Origin of the sequence: Saccharothrix sp. ST-888 (assembly GCF_000955975.1) — a bacterium.
In the GTDB taxonomy this organism is placed as follows: Bacteria; Actinomycetota; Actinomycetes; order Streptomycetales; family Streptomycetaceae; genus Kitasatospora.
Map to the genome: position 1 here is coordinate 1 of NZ_JYJF01000051.1, position 19,626 is coordinate 19,626.

Sequence of the window (19,626 nt, forward strand, 5' to 3'; positions counted from 1 at the left end):
CCGACCGCGGCAGCGGCGAGCCGGTATCGACGGGCCGGTGATGACCCGGCGTACCGGGCCAGCGCGTCGGCGCCGCCTGCACGCACATTGCCGTCCTTGAAGATCAGTACCTCCCGCTCAAGGCGGGCGAGGTGCGGAGAAGTGAGCCGTTCCGGCAGAGCCTGCCACGGCACGGCGGTCATCCGGGGATCGGCCAGTCGGCGGATCCGGTCGACGGCGGCCTGGCAGAAGCCGCAGTCCCCGTCGTACGCCAGGACCGGCTCCGTGCCGCCGTGCGAGCTGATCATCAGACCTTCGTCCACTTCCGCCGGCTCCTCTCGGCGTCGGCTCTCGGCGTTGGCTCTCGGCGTTGGCTCTCGGCGTTGGCTCTCGGCGTCATCCAAGCGATCCGGGCTGCGGCGGTACGAACGAGGCATCTGCGCTGGACAAGGCTCCCACCCGCGTGGCAACACTGCGGTGGAACGTACGCCGCCACACCTGTCCCAGGAACTCGTAGAACCGGTCCGGAAGGAACACGGCATCCGCGATGATCATCGCACCGGAGAAGAGCGGGAGTCCCAGGAGTACAGCGATACCCGCGTGCATGCCGAGCAGCATCGTCAGAACGATGTACTTGAACCGGCCGAACAGGACGAACGGGAAGGCCACCTGCAGCAGCACGGTCAGGTAGCTGGCGACGGCGACCAGCATCTGGTGACCGTCCAGGAGGAGCGACAGCGCGGGCCATGGCCGGAACAGATCGAGGTTCAGGACGTAGTGGAGGGCGGTCCCGTCGCGCCAGAAGCCCCCTTGTACCTTGAACAACCCTGCGGCACCGTAGAGGAAGCAGACCTGAACCGCGATGACGAACATACCGCAGTTGTGCAGCGTTGTAGACAAGTACCTCTGCGAGGAGCGGAGTTGATGCCAGAAGCCGAGCGCTTCCGGTCGTGCTGACGAGGTCCCGGCGGTGCGCGCGGAAGCTCCGAGGCGGGCCCTCCGCGCGTCGAGGGACCAGCGTCGGCCACACGCGGTGAAGCAGAGGTAGACCGCCATGAGGAGGATCAGGTTGTCTCCTCCGTCCGTCATGAAGATGGCCCTCGCGTGGAACGCGACCACCACGGTTGCGAACAGGACGGATGTCGCCCTGGTCCGCCAGCCGATCACGAACAGCACAGCCGTGACGAGAGCCAGGGCGTAGCAGACCTCGAAGTACGTACGGCTGCTGGACCACGTGAGGAAGCTGGCCCAGCCGGTCTGGTCGAACAGTTCGATGGCCAGGGCGGGTGTCCACGGTGAAGCGGGGCCCCAGATTTCCTCACGGTGCGGGAACTCCCGCAGCAGGAAGGCGAGGTAGAGCAGCCCGTATCCGATTCGCAGCGTCGCGGCTGCGTAGAGGGAGGCCGGCCGCTCGGTCAGGGTGGCGAAGAACGCACCGAGGCGGTCGGGCCGCACGGCCGCGCGATGAAGCGGCGGGGCCGCAGGTGGTGCCTGGTCAGTTGCCATTCGGTGTCACCTTCCACCACGGCAGGTACCTGGTGTCGACAGAGGCGTTCGCGGCCGAGTGGGGGGCGCGCGGTCGAACGGGCGGCGCGATCGGCCGCGTGACCACCCTCAGCTGGATGGCCTGGAATGTGCCGTGCCGATGAGCGGCGAGCCTCTCCACCGCGATGTTGCGAAGGTACTGCTGAAACATCAGAGCCCGCGCCGAGTGCGATCGATCGTCGTTACCGTGTGATTCCTGATAACCGATATACGCCCGGCGCAGCATGTTCTGTGCCGTGTGGCTGGGGAAGATGTTGTGCTTCACATCGGCGTCGTCGATGGCCGTCAGATCGAACCAGTCACTCACCTGGTGCGCGCCGTCCACAGAAGTATTCTCAGTCCGCACCGAGATCTGCCGGGTGGCCGACTCCGGATCCGGGGCGAAGACGCGCCAGTTCTGCTCGAACAGCGGATAGATCCACGCGTCGATCTGTCGGCTGTAGCGCTGCGAGATCTGGTTCGATGGAGCCACGTACAGAAACACCATCACAACGTGAACGAGAGAGGCGGTCAGGCACAGAGCTACCACGCCCCCCGTCACCGCTCGCAGCACCCGCAACCGTCCGGAATGCCGCACCTCGGGCCCGGGTTCGCCACCCGACGGCGGCTCGGCCGTCGCAGCTCCCGTAGCGCCCCTGCCACCGACCGGCAAGCGGCCCGGTTCCGCCACGTCCGCCGACTCGCTGCCACCCGCGCGATGGCCGCGTCCGGTTCGTCCCATCCTTACTGCTCCTCGCATCTGCTTCCGCTGAGCTTGTTACACACATCCGAGGCCCGGCGGCCGACGCTCCGGAACCTCGCCGTTCCCCCCGGGTCGGGCGCCTGAGCGGCGCGTGGCGGGATCCTGACGATCCGCCACGCGCCGCCGGTCTCGGCCGCACCACGCAGGCCACCACCTCGGGCGGCAGCTCGCTCCGGAGCGGCCCTCTCACGAGAGGCCGTGGTCACGCGAGAGGTTCGCTGGTACTCACACCTCGCGGCCCGCGGCACCTGCCGACCTGTGAGTCGACTACCAACCTCCGGGCTCGCAGCAGCACTTGTCACCCCAGTGGTCGCCGTGCCCACCGTGGTCGCAGTCACCGCACTGGTCACCCCAGTGGCCGCCGTGATCATGACAGTCGTCACAGTGATCGCAGGGCTTGCACTCGTGACCACCGCCGCCCGAAGTGCCGCCCGTGGTACCGGCGGTGGTGCCAGCAGTAGTGCCGGCCGTGGTACCAGCGGTCGTACCAGCAGTGGTCGTACCGGCGGTCGTGCCGACCGTGGTGCCAGCAGTGGTCGTACCGGCCGTCGTACCGGCCGTCGTACCAGCAGTGGTCGTACCGGCGGTCGTGCCGACCGTGGTGCCAGCAGTGGTCGTACCAGCCGTCGTACCAGCAGTGGTCGTACCGGCGGTCGTGCCGACCGTGGTGCCAGCAGTGGTCGTACCAGCCGTCGTACCAGCAGTGGTGGTACCGGCGGCGCACGTCTGGCGGGTGATCCTGTTGGTGTCCAGCGTCACGGAGCCGTTGCGCGCCAGCGCCCGGCCGTCGATGCTCGCCCCGGTGGTCACGGTGATCGACGTCAGGGCCAGGATGTTGCCCACGAAGGTGGAGTTGGTACCGAGAGTGGCGGAGCTTCCGATCTGCCAGAAGACGTTGCACGGCGCGGCACCGTTGATGAGGAGCACCCGGCTGGCAGAGGCCGTCGTCAGAGTCGATCCGACCTGGAAGACCCAGACGGCGTTGGGGTTGCCCCCGGCGTCCAGTGTGAGCGTGCCCGTCAACGCGATCGAGGAGGAGGCGTTGTAAACGCCCGGAACCAGCGTCTGACCGCCGAGGTCTCCGGAAATGCTGGCGTCCGGAGCCTGGCTGGCGGCGTCATTGTAGGCCACGGTCAGGTCACTCTGGGCCTGGGCGGCAACGGCATCCGCCTGGTGGATGGTCCCGTTCACCAGGCCGGGCGGAAACCCGCTTACGGCCGTTCCCGGACTCACACCGAGGTCTCCCGTGACGACGGAGGGACCGGTGTTGGTGACCGACTGGCCGCCCAGGACCGCAAAGCTGTCCGCCGTGCCGAGGGAAACGGCGGATGCGGTGGCTTGAGCCCGGACAGGCGTCAGGGCCACTGCGAAGGCGGCAATCAGCACGATCCCCGCGATCCAGGAGGAAATTGTGCGCCAGTGCGGCGCGGCAGAGATGTTCAGATTCATTTAGAAGCCTATTCCTGTGGGGAAATATGGCAATTTCGATGATCCCGATCCGGTCGCGACGAATCGCCTTCCCTATGGCGACCGCAGGACGCGAAGGCCGAAATCAACAAAGCCCCCGTCGGGGTTCGATCCAATTTACCCGAACGATCTTGTATGCATACGATCCATCTGAGTGAATTACGCAACCTCTGCATGACAAAACCCGTACTCCCAGGCATTCGGCATGGCCGAGCCACTCGGTGGCGCCGAGCCCATGACACTCAACCGGAGCTGGCGCACCACGGCCGACCGCATCGCCGGCCGCCGTGCAAGCGGCATGGAAGCTGAGGAATCGAGGATGATTTTCGGCGGCCACCGAGCGAAGACACCCTGCACCCAGATCAGTATCCACGGCCGTACGCCATTCTCCGCCAGACGCCACAGGTCGTCACCGGGACGGCGCAGCCCGACCGATCGCCGGTGCTGCGGCCGAGAAGATCCACCGGGTTGCGACCTGGATTGGAGACTCAGGGCCGATTACACAGATATATATGATGACACGTCTATCGGATATTGAGTCAATAGCTTGCATTGCCCGCTCCAAGGTCTCCGGGGTGCTCGCCGCCCTGGGCCGCCCCGGCATCCCTCCAGTGCTCATGCGTGCGCTGGTGCCCGCAGACGGACAGGAGCAGGCTGAGAAGTGCACAGGTCGCCGACGACCAGTCGGACCCCGTCGCCGTACGCACCGGGTCGGCCGCCTGCCGCCGACGACCCGCGGCGATCGGCCCATGCGACACCCGAGTGGCACGCGCACGGCCTCCTGACCCTTCGCGGCGAAGAACAGTGTGTCACCGCGCCCAACGAATCCCTGGAGGTCTCCCATGTCCGATCCTGCTGTCCCCCGCCCGGTCCATCCGATCGTGGTCGGCACGGACGGCTCGGCCCCAGCGCGGCAGGCTGTGATCTTCGCACTCCGGGAGGCTCAACTACGCGGCACCGGCCTGCGAGCCGTCTGCGCGTACGAGTACACACCCACCCAGCAATCAGGCTTCGAACACACGGCCACCACCGGCACCGGTGACCGCATTCCGCAGCAGCGCGATCTCGTCACTCAATCCATGCTCGACTCCATCGCAGAACTGCGACAACAGCTCGGTGGGCTCTCCGTGGAGGTGGAGATTGTCTGCGAACGGGGACGTCCGGCGCAGGTCCTCCTGGAAGCGAGCAGGGACGCCTGTCTTCTCGTGGTCGGTTCCCGAGGATCTGGTGCCTGGGGACGCCTCACCCTTGGGTCGACCAGCACCGAGGTGGTCCACCACGCCCGCCTTCCCGTCGTTGTCGTCCCGGCGGAGCACGACACAGCAGCCTCCTGAACGTCGATTCCACCCGAGACGGGCTCCCATCCGACCGCGGCGTGGACCGCGATTCGAGCGCCCCGGAAGACCGAAGCGGCCCCGGCCGGCCGACCATCGCCTTCGTAACGGTCCTTCGTACCGCCCCCGGCCCGGCGCCGCCTTCCCGGCCGCACCGGGCCACTCTGCACCGCGAACCACGAAAGCCCATCCTCGCAAGGAGATTGACGCAGAATCATTGACGGCTGGGCGTGTACATCCGGGAAATCCCCAGTAGGGCCTGGTCATGCCGGCGCAACGGTGGCGTGTCCATGGGGCAGTTGTACCGCTGATGGTGTGTGACACCTGGCGAGATGGCTGAGGTCCGGGAGAACCCGGAGGCGTTCACGCGCAACGGTCAGCGTCGTTGGGGGGCGGGTCCATGTGTCGGACTTCGGTGGGACGGCTGCCTCGGGGGCCAAGCTTCTTGCGGTTGCGAACGTGGTCGGCCGCTGTCCGGGATCATGCAGTGGATCCCGCGTCTGCGCAGGCAGGCCGGTTCTGCCAGTTGACGCCGCCCCTCCTTCCCCGAAGCAGGTGAGTCACCGGCGGTCCTTGGGCACCGGCGTCCTGTGCGCCTGGTGGAACTCGGCGCAACCGACGGGCTGTCGGCGCCCGCAGGGTCGCCGGAGCGGCGCCGGAGCGCACTACCGGCAGCGGACGTCGCACCGGATCCTCACCACCGGCCGCTGGGCCGGGCAGACCGCCGCACGCGCGGCGCAGCGCCACGTCCCTGGCTAAACCAGGAGGGTGGACAGCAACAGCACATGAACGACAGCACGAACGGCACCGGACACGAGGCCGCGGGCGGCACCGGCGACGGTGCCGCGACGGGCCTCACCGGCCGCACCCCTGCCACCGCCGCCGCGGCGGCCCCGGAGGCGGCGGCCCGTGTCTGGGCCGCCATGTCCTTCCTCGTCCTGAAGCAGGAGAACCGGCGCAGCGAGGTCGAGGAGGCACTCGGCATGAGCTTCTTCCGCGTCAAGGCGCTGCGCCGTCTGCTGACCGGCCCGCTGACCATGCGTGAGCTGACTGCCAGCCTGTCCACCGACAAGCCCTACACCACGCTGGTCGTGGACGAGTTGGAGCGGCGCGGCTTCGTGGAGCGCAACGTCCATCCGGACGACCGCCGCTCCAAGATCGTCACCCTCACCGCGGCCGGCACCGCCGCCGCCGAACAGGCCGAACACATCCTGTCCCGCCCGCCGCACACCCTGCTCGCGCTCGGCCCCGAGGACCTGGCCGCCCTGGACCGGGTCATGGCCAAGCTCCGGTCGCCCGCCCCGCAAGGTCCCCCCGGCCGGTAGGGCTTGGTCAGGTGTGCTGTCGCGCGGGTATGTCGCGGTGGCGGGGGCAGGAGTCGGCTCACGGGGCGAGGCTGCTCCGCACCTCGCGGACGGCCTGGTGGAGGCTCGGGCCGGGGCCGAGAGGATCACCACCCGCGCGGCTGGCCCCGGCCCGCCTTCTCCGCGCCTAGACGCCGGGCCGGATCTGGGCCAGGATGCCCTCCGCACCCTGGTCCAGCAGGAGGCCCGCCACCTGCATGCCCAGCTTCTCCGGCTCGTTCAGCGGGCCGGAGAGACAGGCCTGAACCTGCTTCGTGCCGTCCACGGAGGTGACCTGCGCGTGCAGCGTCAGCATGTCTCCGTCGGCCTTGCCGTAGGCGCCGATCGGCACCGAGCACCCGCCGTGCAGATCGGCGAGCATCGCCCGCTCGGCCCGCACCTCCGCATCCACCACCAGGTCGCCGGTGCCGGCCAGGATCTCGCGGGCCAGCTCGTTGTCCTCCCGGATCTGGATGCCCAACGCGCCCTGGCCCGGCGACGGCGGGAACTGCTCGACGGGCAGGATCTCGCTGATCGCATCGTCCAGGCCGAGACGCTTGAGGCCGGCCGCCGCCAGCACCACGGCGTCCAGGTTCATCGTCTTGAGCTTGTTCAGCCTCGGCGGGACGTTGCCGCGGATCGGCACCGGCACCAGGTCCGGGCGGGCACGGCGGAGTTGGGCGATCCGGCGGGCCGCCCCGGTACCGATCCTCCCGCCCTGCGGCAGGCCGGCCAGCGTGCTCCCGCACAGCGCGTCCCGCACGTCCTCCCGGCCCGGCGGCGGCAGCAGGATCAGGCCGCGCGGGTTGGCGGTCGGCAGGTCCTTGAGGCTGTGCACGATCACGTCGACCTCGCCCGCGACCAGCGCGGCCTCCTGATTGGTCGAGAACGCCGAGCCCCCGGCGCGGGCCGACACCTGTGACAGGGCCGTCTTCCGGTCCTGGTCGCCGCCTTCCAGGATCACCTGGTGGCGGAACGTCACGTCGGGAAAGCGCTGCCGCAGCGGCGCCAGGAACTCCTTGACCTGGGCCCTTGCCAGGTGGCTGGCCCGCGACCCCACCACCAGTGTGCTCATACGCCAACTCCCGGACTCCGACGAGGTGTTGACCGCATGCTACCCGCATCGAACACGCCTGGTTTCCGACGGTATGTCGGAACCTCGGGAGGAACCGTCACGTCGGACACCACCCGGACCGTCCGCATCGGCGCCCGCACCTCTCCGACGTCGCCGGCCCGGGTCGCCCGGGCCGCCGAGGACCTGCGCGCCCCCACCCGGACGCCGGGACCGAGCCGGCGCCGTTCACCTCGGCCGGTGACCTCGAACCCGGCCGGCGGGCCGAGCTGCACGACACCGGCTCCTTCGCCGGAGAGATCGGGGCGGCGGCGAAGGCACCGAGCTTGGCGCCACTGACACGCAGCAGTACCGCGAGCAGCGAGTGCGCATGGTGCCGGCTTGCCCAGACCGCCGGTCCGGGTCATGGGCCGGCCGGCGGGGCGACCTCGGGGTCGGTGATCCGGTGGATGGCGCCGTGGCCGACGGCCGGGCAGCCGGCGTGCGAGCGGGCCGGACCTGCTCTGCCGACTCCCCACCCCTGGATTCCGACGATGCCGGACGGCGCCGGCCCGGTCCCCGCCCTCCCTCCGTGGCGTGTCCGCAGGACGCCCCGGCCCGGGAGACCCGGGCGCTCCGCCGACGGCGGGCGGCCTTCGTCCACCGCGCTCGCTTGGGCAAGGTGTGCGGTCGATCGGTCCAGGAGATCAGGCGTGATCGGGCCCACGGAGCCGGGCACCACGAGGATGCCGCGGAACGCCCTCACCGCCATGCCGCCCACTCCTTGACCGCGAACCGGTCGCCGACGCGCCGCACTTCGGCTGCGCCGGGCCCGGGGAAGTGCGCGGGGAGGAGCAGGGCGCCCCGGTCCGCGGCCTCCCCCAGAACCCGGCGCCGACTGTCCCGTGCGCGGGGTTCGTCCTCGTCGAAGCTGGGGCAGTCGTCCGGCTCCACGACCTGCAGCGGGCTGTGCAGCAAGTCCCCGGCGAACACCGCCCGTTCCGTGCCCGACCGCAGCCACACGACGCAGGAGCCGGGCGTATGGCCGGGGGCGGGCTCGATACGGAGCCGGGCGTCGATGTCGTGGTGGTCCCCCTCCCACAGCACGGTCTGTCCGGCCTGGTGCACGGGGGCGACGCTGTCCTCGAAGACGTTGGCCATCCGGGGTCCGGAGCGGGTCCGGTGTCCGTTGGCCGGGTTCCAGTAGGCGGCGCGGTGGGCGGAGCGACGCGTCCTGCGGCGGCCGCGCCCCGCCGACCGACAACCGCGCCTGCCGACCGCCGACCAGGGCACGGACGGCTAGGCTCGCCCGCATGGGAGCTGAGGAGCAGGATCGTGTCGACGCCGTCCAGGTGCCGGTGCCGCCGCTCGGCACGTACGAGGAGGGGCAGCTCTTCCACCGGCTGCTGCTGCTCCTCCTGCGGGACCTGAAGGAGGCCGGCGAGCCGGTCGGCAGACTCCAGTTCCTGCTCGCGGGGGTGGTGGAGCTGCACCCGCCCGTCGTGCCGAGGGCCGACGGAAGCACGCACACGCCGCCACGCTGCACGGTGTGCCGGACACCGTACCCGTGCCGAACGGTGCTCGCAGTAGCCGTCGGGGCCGGACTGCCCATCGCCTGGTCCGCTCCCGTCGAGGTCGTGCCGGCGCTGCGTGCCGCGGGTCTGGTGCCCCGGCCCGGTGGCGAGGTCACGGCGGAGTCCGTCACCTGGGAGTCGGGCTGGGGCGCGCGGCCAACGGCAGCTGGGAGATCGGCTTCGTGCTCGACCGGGGCGAGGTGCAGACCCGGACCGTGGCGGATGATGCCGCGATGGCCCGTTACCTGGCGGGCACGGCGGGTCCGGCGAGCCCGTTCCCGTACGGCTGGGTCGAGGACCCGGCGGAGGTTGCGGCGGTGCGCCCGGCGGCGTACGAGCAGGGGGCACGGTGGCGCGAACAGGCCCGGCTGCCCTACCTGGAGGCGCACCGCGTGTTCGGGGCGGAGCCGCAGGACGAGACCGAGGGTGGGTGAGGACGCCGGCGGGCGTGGGAGAGGGATCGCGTCGCGGCGGAGACGGAACGACATACGGGTCGGGTCGGGCCGGGCCGGATCCGCCGACGGGCTGCCCGTGTCCGGCAGTCGCTCTTCCGCCCGAACCGCGCGTTCGGGGCGCCCGTCGTCGGTGCCGAACCGAGCTCACGGCTCCGTGTCGGCTGCGTCATCGCCAAGGGTCGGTTAGGTTGATAAAAGCACCTGGTCAGAGGGGGGTAACAAGCCGTAGCCCACCGGGACGCCCCATGACCGGCCTGATCGTCATCCTGCTGCTCGTGGTCCTGGCCACAGCCGTGGCGACCGGTGCCCGGCGCTGGAGCCTGCCCGCCCCCTCGCTCCTCGTCATCGCCGGTCTGGTCGTCGGGCTGGTGCCCTGGGTTCCCGAGGTCCGTCTGCCGCCGCACGTGATCAACGTGCTGGTGCTGCCGCCGCTGCTGTTCGCCTCGGCCGGGGAGATGTCCGTCCGCGACCTGCGCAGTGTGTGGCGGCCCGTGACCGGCCTGGTCTTCGGCCTGGTCCTCGCCTCGGCCGTCGCCGTCGGGTACGTCGCCCGGGCGATCACGCCGCTCACCACCGCGGCCGCCTTCATCCTCGGTTCCGTCCTGGCCAGCACCGATCCCGTGGCCGTCACCGCACTCGGCCGGCGTCTGTCCCTCCCACCGCGCGTGCAGGCCATGGTGCAGGCGGAGAGCCTGTTCAACGACGCCACGTCCCTGGTCCTGTACAAGGTCGCCGTGGCCACCGCGGTCTCCGGCAGCGCCGTCACCGTGCCCGGGACCGTCGAGCAGTTCCTGGTCCTCGCCGGCGGAGGGGCCCTCATCGGCGCGGCGGTCGCCGCAGTGGTGAACCTCATCCGCAGACGGACCGAGGACCCCGTGCTGGAGACCGTCATCGCACTGGTCACTCCGTACGCCTCGTACGTCATCGCGGAGCAGTCGCACACCTCCGGCGTGACCGCCGTCATCGTGTCCGGGGTCGTCCTCGGCAGCACCGGCCACAAGCTCAGCAACGCCCCCATCCGCCTCCAGATCCGCGCCGTCTACGACACCGTGACCTTCCTGCTGGAGAGCGTCGTCTTCGCCCTCATCGGCCTCGAACTCCCCTCCACCATCCGACACCTCGCGCACGACGAGCACGGCTGGCCGCTGTGGGTGCCGGTGATCGCCTTCACCGTGCTGGCCATCCGCCTGCTGTGGGTCTTCCCGCTGTCCGCCCTGATCCAGTACCGGCACAAGGAGGGCGGCAGCCGCCTCTCCTGGCGCGTTCCGGCCGTCCTGTCCTGGGCAGGCACCCGGGGCGTCATGCCGCTGGCCGCCGCGCTCTCCATCCCCCTGGTCACCCACACGGGGGCGCCGCTGCCGCACCGGGCGCTCATCCTCACGCTCACCACCGGGACCATCGCGCTCACCGTCGTCTTCCAGGGTTTCACCCTCGTTCCCGTCGTCCGCCGCTCCGGCATCGCTCTGGAACCGGCGCACACCGCCCGCGAGGAGGCCCGGACCCGCCGACACATTGCCCACGCCGCTCTCGAAGAGCTCAAACAGCTCGGCGACCTGGATCAGCTCGCCGATCTGGGTGCCGCATCCGAGGCCGCCCTGAAGCAGGCCCGTCGCCATCTGGAGGCGCGTGTCCACCAGGCCGAGGACGCCCACCACAACGACCCGGACGCCCGTCCTGCCGATGCCTACCGTGAGATCCGCCAAACACTCATCGCCATCGAGGCGGCCGAGCTTCAGCGCCTCTACGAAGCTAACAAGATCAGCTACGCCACCCGGCGCCGGATCCAGCACGAACTCGACCTCGAAGAAGCCAGCCTCCGCGCCCGCGACTGACCGCCGGCCCCGGCAACCCCTGGTCGAAGCCTTCCGCTCCGGCCGATGGACGAAGCCCCGGCTGGTTCGGCGGATGCGAGTGGGAGATGGCGCTGCCGAACCCGGGCCTTCGGCCGGTGAGCCGGCAGTGGGCAGACGTGGCGGCTCCGTCTCGACGAGGGCCCGCAACGAACTGCGCCCGATCATCGAGCTCCGCTCCGCCGAAGGGAGCGGCCACACCTACGTCACCCGCAAGATCGCAGGTCAGGGTGGAGGCAACGCCGGGTGGTGGCGGCCCGCAGGGCCGACGCTGGAACTGCCCGTCGAGCCGGTGCTCGTTCTCCCCGACCTCCGTCGCTGTCCGTGTGCGCCGCTTCGCACGGAGCCGTGAGGTCGGGGTCCGCATCACGGTCCCGGGCCGATTTCGATCTCCCGGCTGACGGAAAAGCATCTTGTCCGCCTGTGACACTGGGTGAAAGTTTTGCCACGTTCGGTATTGATCGTGGACGTCGGTTCCCGGCGGCCACTGACGTACGAGGTGGCAGGCTTGACGGAAATCCAGCACCTGGCGAAGGTCTACAGCGACCGTGCCTACGTGCACACCACGACCGTGCGGCACCAGGGCAGCACGGTCGCGTTCGCGATGGACGAGCAGCGGCGCATCGTCTACACGGTCCTGGACCTGTCGCAGCACGACGAGGCGCGTGGTGAGGCGGACGCGGCGTACTGGTCGGAGAATCCGCTGCCGCTGCGCTTCCCGGCCGAGCTGGCCCGGGTCGGCTACGCCGTGGCCGGCGCGGTACGGATGCCCGCGGTCAAGCGCGGCGGGCGGGTCGAGGCCGGTGCGGAGGAGCGGCTCGACGAGGACGAGCTGGACCCGTTCCTGTCGAGCACGGCCCGGCTCGGCGCCGCCGCCCCCTTCCACGTCGTCTCCGACGGCACCCACCTGTACGTGCTGCGCCAGTCCGTCCGGGCCGACGACCCGGACGCGGTCTTCCGGCTCTCCGACGGCACCGGCTCCTCCGCCGACCCGGCGCGCACCGACTACCTCAGCCGAGGCGGCGCGGGCAAGGTCGCACTGGTCGACGCCACCCTGCTCTGCGACCGCTTCGTGCTGGCCGGCGGCGAGTTGAAGCCGGTGCTGGAGGTCCGCTACCGGCGCAGCCGCCACAAGGGCCGCCCGGACTCCGGGAAGGACAGCCTCGGCACCCGGGACATGGAGGGCCGGGCGTTCCACGAGCCCACCCAGGAGCTGTCCTTCGTCCGCAACCTCTCCGGCGGCAGGTTCACCGCCCTGCTGGTGCCCACCGCCGTGCACGGCCGGGAGCGCTGGCAGTTCTTCGCGCACAACGACGCCACCGGCCGGATCGACGGCTTCAGCGTCGAACGCAGCCGCGACGGCCTGTTCAACACCCAGGGCTCACAGGCCTGGACCAGCCCCGAGGAGCGCTACCGCGACGCCGTCTACGAATTCGCCCCCGGCAGCTGCCCGTTCACCGGCCGGCCGCTGGTGCCGGTGCTGAGCGAGAGCGGCCACGCCGAGACGGCACTGCGCTTCGACGGCGTCGACGACCTGGCCGAGCTGCCGAGCAGCGCGCTCTCCCTCGCGGACTCCGACTTCACGGTGGAGTTCTGGGCCCGGCGCACCGCGACCGGCGGCCGGGAGGACTTCCTGCTCGGACACGGCGCCGCCGCCGGGGTCAGGCTGCGCAGCCTGCACATCGGGTTCCGCGCGGACGACACCTTCGCCTTCGCCTTCTACGCCGAGGACCTGAACGTCCAGCAGCGCACCACCGACACCGACTGGCACCACTGGGCCTGCGTCTTCGTACGGGACACCCGTGAGCAGATCGTCTACCGCGACGGCGTCGAACTCGCCCGCCGCACCACCGACATGCCCTACGCCGGTCTCGGCCCGCTGACCCTGGGCCGCGCCCTCGGCTCGTACGGCCGCGCCGAACTGGACGAGGTCCGGATCTGGAACCGCCCCCGCAGCGGCGAGGAGATCGCCGCCGACCGCCTGCGCCGTCTGATCGGCAACGAGCCGGGACTGGCCCTCTACTACCGCTTCGACGAGGGCTCCGGCGACAGGCTGTACGACCAGACCGACAACGCCCGGCACGCCGCCCTGCGCGGCGGCCCTGCCTGGATCACCTCCGACGCCCCGGTCGGCGAGAACCCCGGGGTGCGCCGCGACAGCTTCGCCTTCACCGGGCGCAAGGTGGTCTCCGGCCTCTCCGCCGTGCTGCACCACCAGCAGGAGGCCGCACCCGCCGGGTACGACGGCGCGGCCAAGCCCGTCAAGCGCCAGGCCCGGGTGCTGCTCGCCTGCGCCACCGGCGGCCCCGACCCGGTGACCGGCAAGGCCTCCGACGAGGCCTACGTCACCACCCTCGACCTGGGTGTCGGACGGGACGGCCGACTCGCCGAGATCCCGGACGAGCTGGCCCTGCCGGTGCTCGCCGCCCCGGAGTCCAGCGGCACCGTGGACGCGGCGTCGCAGCTGGAGGCCCAGGTGGCCACACTGACCCAGGACATAGCCGGAACCGAGGCGGAGATCACCCGGCTCCAGCTGGAGACCGCCGAGATCCCGGACGTGGAGCGCCGGCGCGCCGAGGCCCGCACCGCGCTGGAGAACGAGCCGACGTACTGGCGCTACCGGCTGCGGTTCAAACTGCCCAAGGACGGCAAGGACCAGTACCTCGCGGTGGCGGGAGACCGCAAGGACAACCTGGCCCCGCTGGTGCGCACCGCCAACCGGCAGGCCGCGTCCACGCTGTGGACCTTCGAGCCCACCGGCACCAACCTCAACGGCATCACCTGCTACTTCGTGCGGAACGTCAACTCCGGGCTCGACATGAACCTCGACGGCGGCCGGACAGGTAACGACGTCCCGCTGATCCAGTACTCGCGGGAGGCGAACAACGACGCCACGCACTTCGCGCTCGACAGCTGGAACGGCTACGGCCTGGTGGTCCGCCGCACCGGCAATCTGGTCGCGGCCCGGGACAGCCAGGGCGACCGCATCGTGCAGTACGACTACACGGCGGCGAACGCCTCCGGCGAGGGCGTGCTGGTCCTGGAACGAGTCGACGCCTCGCTCAGGACCAGCCCCGCCAGTGACCGGCTGAACCGGCAGATCTCCGAACTCGACAGCCGGCTGCAGGTGCTCGGCATCAAGCAGGAGCGGCTCGGCGAGCTGCGCCGCGACCTGGTGGCCCAGCAGGCCCAACTCGCCGCCAAGCGCGAGGAGCTGGGCCGGCTCACCGGCGGGGTGCGCGGCGCCGACGACATCGCCCTGCCGATGCCGCAGCTCGCGGTGGACCGCACCGGGCTCAGCAGCTCGGGTGCGCTGCTCGCCTTCGCCCGGGGCACCGACCGGCCGTTCCTGCTGGACAGCGCCACCGGCAGCCTGGTGCTCTACTTCCGGGGCACCAACGGGCAGTTCTTCGCCGGCTACTACGACACCCAGGTGCTGCGCTCCTCCCGGCAGCTGGCCGCCGGCGGCAGGGCGGTGACCTTCACCGCCCGCGACGCGGCCACCGACCTGGACCGGGCGGAGATCACCGTCGAGGCCGGGGAGCACCCGGCGCAGGTGCGGCTGACCGTCCGCCGCGACGGACGGACCGAGCAGTGGTCCCATCTGCCCCGCCGGGCCGAGGACTTCGCCGCCGTGGTCAACGGCGCCGACGAGCAGCCCGTGACGATCGGCACCGTGCTGCGGATCGACGGCGACGTGGTGCAGTTCACCGAGGGCACCCTCGCCCCGCTGACCGGCCCGGGTTTCGTGACCGTCGGCGGCCACGGCTTCCGCTTCGAGGGCAGCCATCCCATCGGCGCCAAGTCGCTTCGCCTCGGCGCGGGCGGGGATGTGACCCTGCTCAAGCCGGGCATGAGCGTGCAGCGGGTGCGCTACGACCACCGCTGGTCCACGGCCTCGCAGCCCGGCGTCGCGCTCTCGGCCGGCTCCCGGCTGGTCACCGTCGACTCCGGCGGTCTGGCCGAGATCCCACTCGGCGGCGCGGACCGCCTGGTGCGCGGGCACGGCGGCCGCTGGCGCGCGGACATGCCGGGCCGCGCGTACGCCTTCGACGGCCAGGGACGCTTCCTGGCGCTGCCCGCCGAGCAGGTGTCCCGGGCAGCGACGCCGGGCGACCTCACGCTGGAGACGTGGATCAACCCGGAGCGGGTCGAGGGCCCGGTACGGCTGCTGCACGCCAACACCGGCGACACCCCGTGCGGGCTCGGTCTGGTCGGTGCTCCCGCCGTCACCGCGCTGGCCTACGACGGGTTGAGCGCCGCCGCCGTGGTGCCCGGCGCGTTCGGCTTCGGGGACGGCGACTTCACGGTGGAGTTCTGGGCCCGCCGCACCACCATCAACCCGAAGGCCCACTACCTGCTCGGCCACAGCACCGAGCAGCAACGGAACAACGAGTCCCTGCACATCGGCTTCCGCTCCGACTCCTCCTTCACCTTCGCCTTCTGCGGCGACGATCTGACGACGGACCGGCAGTTCGTCGACACCGAGTGGCACCACTGGGTCTGCGTCTTCCAGCGCCAGGCCCGCCAGCAGGTGATCTACCTGGACGGCCAGGAGATCGCCCGCCGCACCGCCGACGCCCCGTACCGGGGCCAGGGCCGGCTCTCGCTCGGCACGGTGCTCTGCTGGCCGGGCGAGTTCGCCTCCGTCCACCTCGACGAGGTCCGGCTCTGGTCGACGGCGCGCGGAGGGGACGACGTGCGCGCCGCCATGAAGCAGCGGCTGACCGGCGCCGAGGCCGGGCTACTCGGCTACTGGGCGTACTCCGCCCCGGCGCAGGGCGCGCAGCCGGTGCTGGCGGACCGCTCCGGCAACAACCGGCACGCCGAGCTGCGCGGCAAACCCGGCCCCGTCCCGGCGCGTTCGCCGATCGACGAGGGCGGCTACCGGGCGGTCGCCGCCGTCGGCGACCGGCGGGTGGTCAGCCGGGAGAGCTTCCCGTTGCGCGAGTGGAGCCACCTCGCCGCCGCCTACCGGCAGTCCTGGGCGGTCCGGTTGGACGGCGAGGCGTACCTGGAGGTCGCGGACGACGACACGCTGGACATCGCCGACGACCTGACACTGGAGGTGTTCGCCCGACTGGAGCGGCTCGGCGAGACCCAGGGCCTGCTCTCCAAGGGCCGCACCGCCGACGGCGCGGGCGGCAGCGTGCCGTACCGGCTGGCGGTGCTGCCGGACGGCAGGCTGGAGTTCGCCTTCGAGGAGCCGGCCGGCCAAGCCGTGCGCTTCACCTCCACCGAGGGCGTCGAGGCCGGGACGTTCCACCGGATCGCGGTGGTCCGCAAGGGCGGGCGCTCGATGCAGGAGCAGAAGGGCACCCGCCAGATCAGCGCGGTCGGGGCGGACGGCAAGCCGGTCACCCGGAGCGTGGAGCTGGTCGAGTCGGTCGAGGTCCGCGAGTGGCAGGACATCCGCTTCCACCTGGACGGCCGGGAGATCGGCGCGGCCCGTTACGAGGGCCCCGGCCCGCGCGGCAACGACGCGCCGCTGGAGCTCGGTCGGGCCCGTGACGGCTCGACGGTGCAGCCGCTGACCGGCGTGCTCGCCGAGGTGCGGATCTGGGGCGCCGCCCGCGATGCGGCCCGCCTCGGCACCGCCGTGACCGCCCGCGACCGGGGCCTGGTCGCGCACTGGCGCTTCGAGGAGAACGCGGGCAGTACGGCGGCCGACGCCACCGGCTCGCACCCCGCCCGGCTGCGCGGCGCCCGCTGGGTGCGCAACCCCGATCCGCACGGCAGCGTCTTCCGGCTCTACCGCAACGGCGTCTCGGTGGCCTGCGACCCGGCCGGCACCCCCGGCACGCCCGACACCGCCGCCTTCGCCGACCCGGGCGACGCCCAGCTCACCCTGGGCGCGGTGGTCAGGGGCGGCAAGGCGGTGGAGTCGTTCAACGGCGTCCTGGAGGAGGTGCGGATCTGGCGCACCGCCCGCACCCACGAGCAGCTGCTGGACAACCTGTTCACCCGGCTCAAGGGCGAGAAGGAGGACCTGGTCGCCTACTGGCCGTTCGACCGGGACTCCACCGAGCCTGACGTCGCCCAGGTCCGCGACGACGGACTGCGCGGCAACCACCTGCGCCTGGGCGCCGAGGCGACCCGCCCGCGCACGGTGCTCTCCAGTGCGCCGGTCTCCACCGACACCGCGCAGGTCCGCTCGGCGCTGGCCGGGATGCGCACCCCGTTCCACGAGAGCGTCTCCGCCGCCCCGGCGGTGGCCGAGTACGCCGACATGCAGTACGGCGCCCGGGGCGAGGCGTTCGGTGTGCTCAAGCGTGCCTACAGCTACCTGCGGGAAGGGCGTTGGCACCTGGTCACCGGCTACAAGGTCGGCGAGCTGGTGAGCGAGTGGGTCAGCCAGATCCAGTTCGACCCACAGCTCGTCGGCTACGTGGAGGGCGCCCCGCCGGTGCCCTCGGAGAACCTCACCGCCGGGCTCACCGACCCGGGCAGCGCCACCTTCGAGGGCGCCTCCTCGGTGCAGCTCACCGAGGCCGAGCAGGTGGTGCGCTCGCTGTCCTCCGCCAAGGAGCGCAGCGTGGACGCCGCCTTCGGCTTCGCGCTCTCCAACGAGGTGGACGTCGACGTCTGGATGATCACCGCCCCGCTGGGCTTCGGCATCGCCAAGGCGATCGCCAAGGGCGGGGTCTCCGCCGGGGTGCGCGGAAGCCTGGAGTTCTCCAACAGCTGGGCCGAGGAGACCTCGGTCTCCCAGGGCGAGAACACCGCCCGCACCACCAAGGTCTCGCTCACCGGCCACTGGGAGGACCCGGGCCGGCTGCTCAACCCCACGACCGGACGGCGCTACGTGCCGGCCAACACCGGCTTCGCCGTGGTGCAGTCACAGACCGCCGACGTCTTCGCGCTGCGCCTGGCGCACAGCGGAGCGCTGGTGGCGTACCGGATCCAGCCCAACCCGGACATCCCCAAGGACTGGAACGTCATCCCGTTCCCGATCAACCCGCGCTACACCAAGCAGGGCACCCTGGACGGCACCGTCGGCTTCGACGAGCGGGGCAAGGTCGCCGACCCCGACTACCAGGGCACCCGCGACCGGGGCGAGTACAGCTACTTCAAGCCCCGTGAGGCGTACGCGCTCAAGCGCCGCATCCAGCGCGACCAGCAGCGTCTGCACAGCTACTACGACACCGTCTCCACCGAGACCCACGCCCCGGCCCCGACCGCGCAGCGGGCCGGGCGGGTGCTCGGCGGTGCGATCGGCGCGGACGCCTCGCCGGCACGGGGACGGGAGACCGCCGACAGCGCCACCGGCCAGGGCTTCTCCCGCCGGGACCTGGTGAACACCTACGTCTGGACGGCCGCCGGCGGCTTCTTCGCCGAGACCACCGAGACCACCGACGTGGTCAGCGAGACCACCTCGGGCTCGTACTCGCTGTCCGGCTCGGTGGGCACCTCGATCGGCACCTCGTTCCAGATCGCCGGGATCGGCATCGGCGCCCAGCTGGACGCCTCGGTCGGCGGCGGGATGACCGCCACCCGGGCCCGGGGCAAGGAGGCCACCCGCTCGTTCGGGCTGGCGGTGCAGGTCGCCCCCGGCAGCAACCTGCAGCGCTACGACCAGGACCGCAAGCCCGTCTTCGACCAGGACGGACAGCCGGTCAAGGTGCCCGGCAAGGTGGACGCCTACCGGTTCCTCAGCTTCTACCTCGGCGAGGACAGCGAGCACTTCGACGCCTTCTTCCACAAGGTGGTCGACCCGCGCTGGCTGGAGAACGGGAGCGACCCCGACGCGGCGGCGCTGCGCCACGCCCGTCAGTCGGACCGCAAGCCGCCGTGCTGGCGGGTACTGCACCGGGTCACCTTCGTCAGCCGGGTGCTGCCCGAGGTCCCGCCGGCCGGGGCGGCGCCGCTGGAGAAGGCCATGCGGCAACTGGACGTGGAGAGCAACTACGAACTCGTCCGCCGCCTCGACCCGTACGTGAAGGGCGCCCCCACCGGCCTGCCCGAACTGGCCGAGGCCACCCGCTCGGCCCTCGCCGCCCAGCTGCCGGAGCTGCTGCCGCACGCGGCGGACGTGACCGGCTTCCTGGCGCAGTACTACGGCGTGGAGGCCTGAGCACCTGGTGGGGTGGCCTCCGGGCCCGCGTGCTTCCGGAGGCCACCCCACTGCTCGGACGGGCGGACGTGCTCCAGGTGAATGCCGGTGGCGGGCGTACCGGTCCGGGCGAGGCGTGAGCTGACGGAGGCGGAGCACCCGGGCACCAAGGCCGACGGCGAGGGCTGTCTGCTGCTCTCGCCCGGGCGCGCTCGGAGCTGTTCGCGAAGGGC

At 71.4% G+C, this 19,626-nt stretch carries 10 protein-coding genes and 1 pseudogene; 5 read left to right on the forward strand and 6 right to left on the reverse strand.

Translation table 11 applies throughout. The annotated features are described in order from the left end of the window. From UK12_RS17625 to UK12_RS38135, 4 genes and pseudogenes are all read right to left on the reverse strand, one after another. A pseudogene (locus tag UK12_RS17625) lies at nt 1–302 on the reverse strand (DCC1-like thiol-disulfide oxidoreductase family protein); the annotation flags it as partial. 73 nt (nt 303–375) lie between these two features. Beyond that, nucleotides 376–1,485 carry an HTTM domain-containing protein gene (locus tag UK12_RS17630; protein ID WP_082119708.1) on the reverse strand — a complete coding sequence of 370 codons (1,110 nt, stop codon included), beginning with the start codon at nt 1,483–1,485 and terminating at the stop codon, nt 376–378. Then, a complete protein-coding gene (locus UK12_RS17635) occupies nt 1,475–2,245 on the reverse strand; it encodes a DUF5819 family protein (protein WP_197084953.1) in 771 nt (256 codons plus the stop codon). The genes UK12_RS17630 and UK12_RS17635 overlap by 11 nt, the downstream gene beginning before the upstream one ends. Nucleotides 2,246–2,533: 288 nt before the next feature. Next, nucleotides 2,534–3,715: an ice-binding family protein gene (locus UK12_RS38135; protein ID WP_082119709.1), complete on the reverse strand. Its 1,182-nt coding sequence runs from the start codon at nt 3,713–3,715 to the stop codon at nt 2,534–2,536. An 899-nt stretch (nt 3,716–4,614) separates the two neighbouring features. Here UK12_RS38135 and UK12_RS17650 point away from each other — a divergent pair. Together UK12_RS17650 and UK12_RS17655 are read left to right on the forward strand one after the other, a co-directional pair. Continuing rightward, nucleotides 4,615–5,067 carry a universal stress protein gene (locus UK12_RS17650; RefSeq protein WP_197084954.1) on the forward strand — a complete coding sequence of 151 codons (453 nt, stop codon included), beginning with the start codon at nt 4,615–4,617 and terminating at the stop codon, nt 5,065–5,067. A 785-nt stretch (nt 5,068–5,852) separates the two neighbouring features. Then, entirely contained in the window at nt 5,853–6,392 is a 540-nt protein-coding gene (locus UK12_RS17655; protein WP_082119710.1) for a MarR family winged helix-turn-helix transcriptional regulator, read from the forward strand. A 166-nt stretch (nt 6,393–6,558) separates the two neighbouring features. On the opposite strand, the gene hemC is transcribed toward UK12_RS17655, so the two are convergent. Then, nucleotides 6,559–7,485, reverse strand: a complete 927-nt coding sequence (hemC, locus tag UK12_RS17660) for a hydroxymethylbilane synthase (RefSeq protein ID WP_045303970.1) — start codon at nt 7,483–7,485, stop codon at nt 6,559–6,561. 738 nt (nt 7,486–8,223) lie between these two features. Continuing rightward, nucleotides 8,224–8,622 carry an MBL fold metallo-hydrolase gene (locus UK12_RS17670; RefSeq protein WP_197084955.1) on the reverse strand — a complete coding sequence of 133 codons (399 nt, stop codon included), beginning with the start codon at nt 8,620–8,622 and terminating at the stop codon, nt 8,224–8,226. A gap of 595 nt (nt 8,623–9,217) precedes the next feature. Here UK12_RS17670 and UK12_RS17675 point away from each other — a divergent pair. The 3 genes from UK12_RS17675 to UK12_RS36670 all read left to right on the forward strand — a co-directional run bounded on the left by UK12_RS17675 (nt 9,218) and on the right by UK12_RS36670 (nt 19,414). Beyond that, nucleotides 9,218–9,469, forward strand: coding sequence for a hypothetical protein (locus tag UK12_RS17675; protein WP_045303972.1), 252 nt, complete (start codon nt 9,218–9,220; stop codon nt 9,467–9,469). Nucleotides 9,470–9,735: 266 nt separating this feature from the next. Beyond that, nucleotides 9,736–11,322: a Na+/H+ antiporter gene (locus UK12_RS17680; protein ID WP_045303973.1), complete on the forward strand. Its 1,587-nt coding sequence runs from the start codon at nt 9,736–9,738 to the stop codon at nt 11,320–11,322. A 526-nt stretch (nt 11,323–11,848) separates the two neighbouring features. Further along, nucleotides 11,849–19,414: a LamG-like jellyroll fold domain-containing protein gene (locus tag UK12_RS36670; RefSeq protein ID WP_156178783.1), complete on the forward strand. Its 7,566-nt coding sequence runs from the start codon at nt 11,849–11,851 to the stop codon at nt 19,412–19,414. Nucleotides 19,415–19,626: the final 212 nt, after the last annotated feature.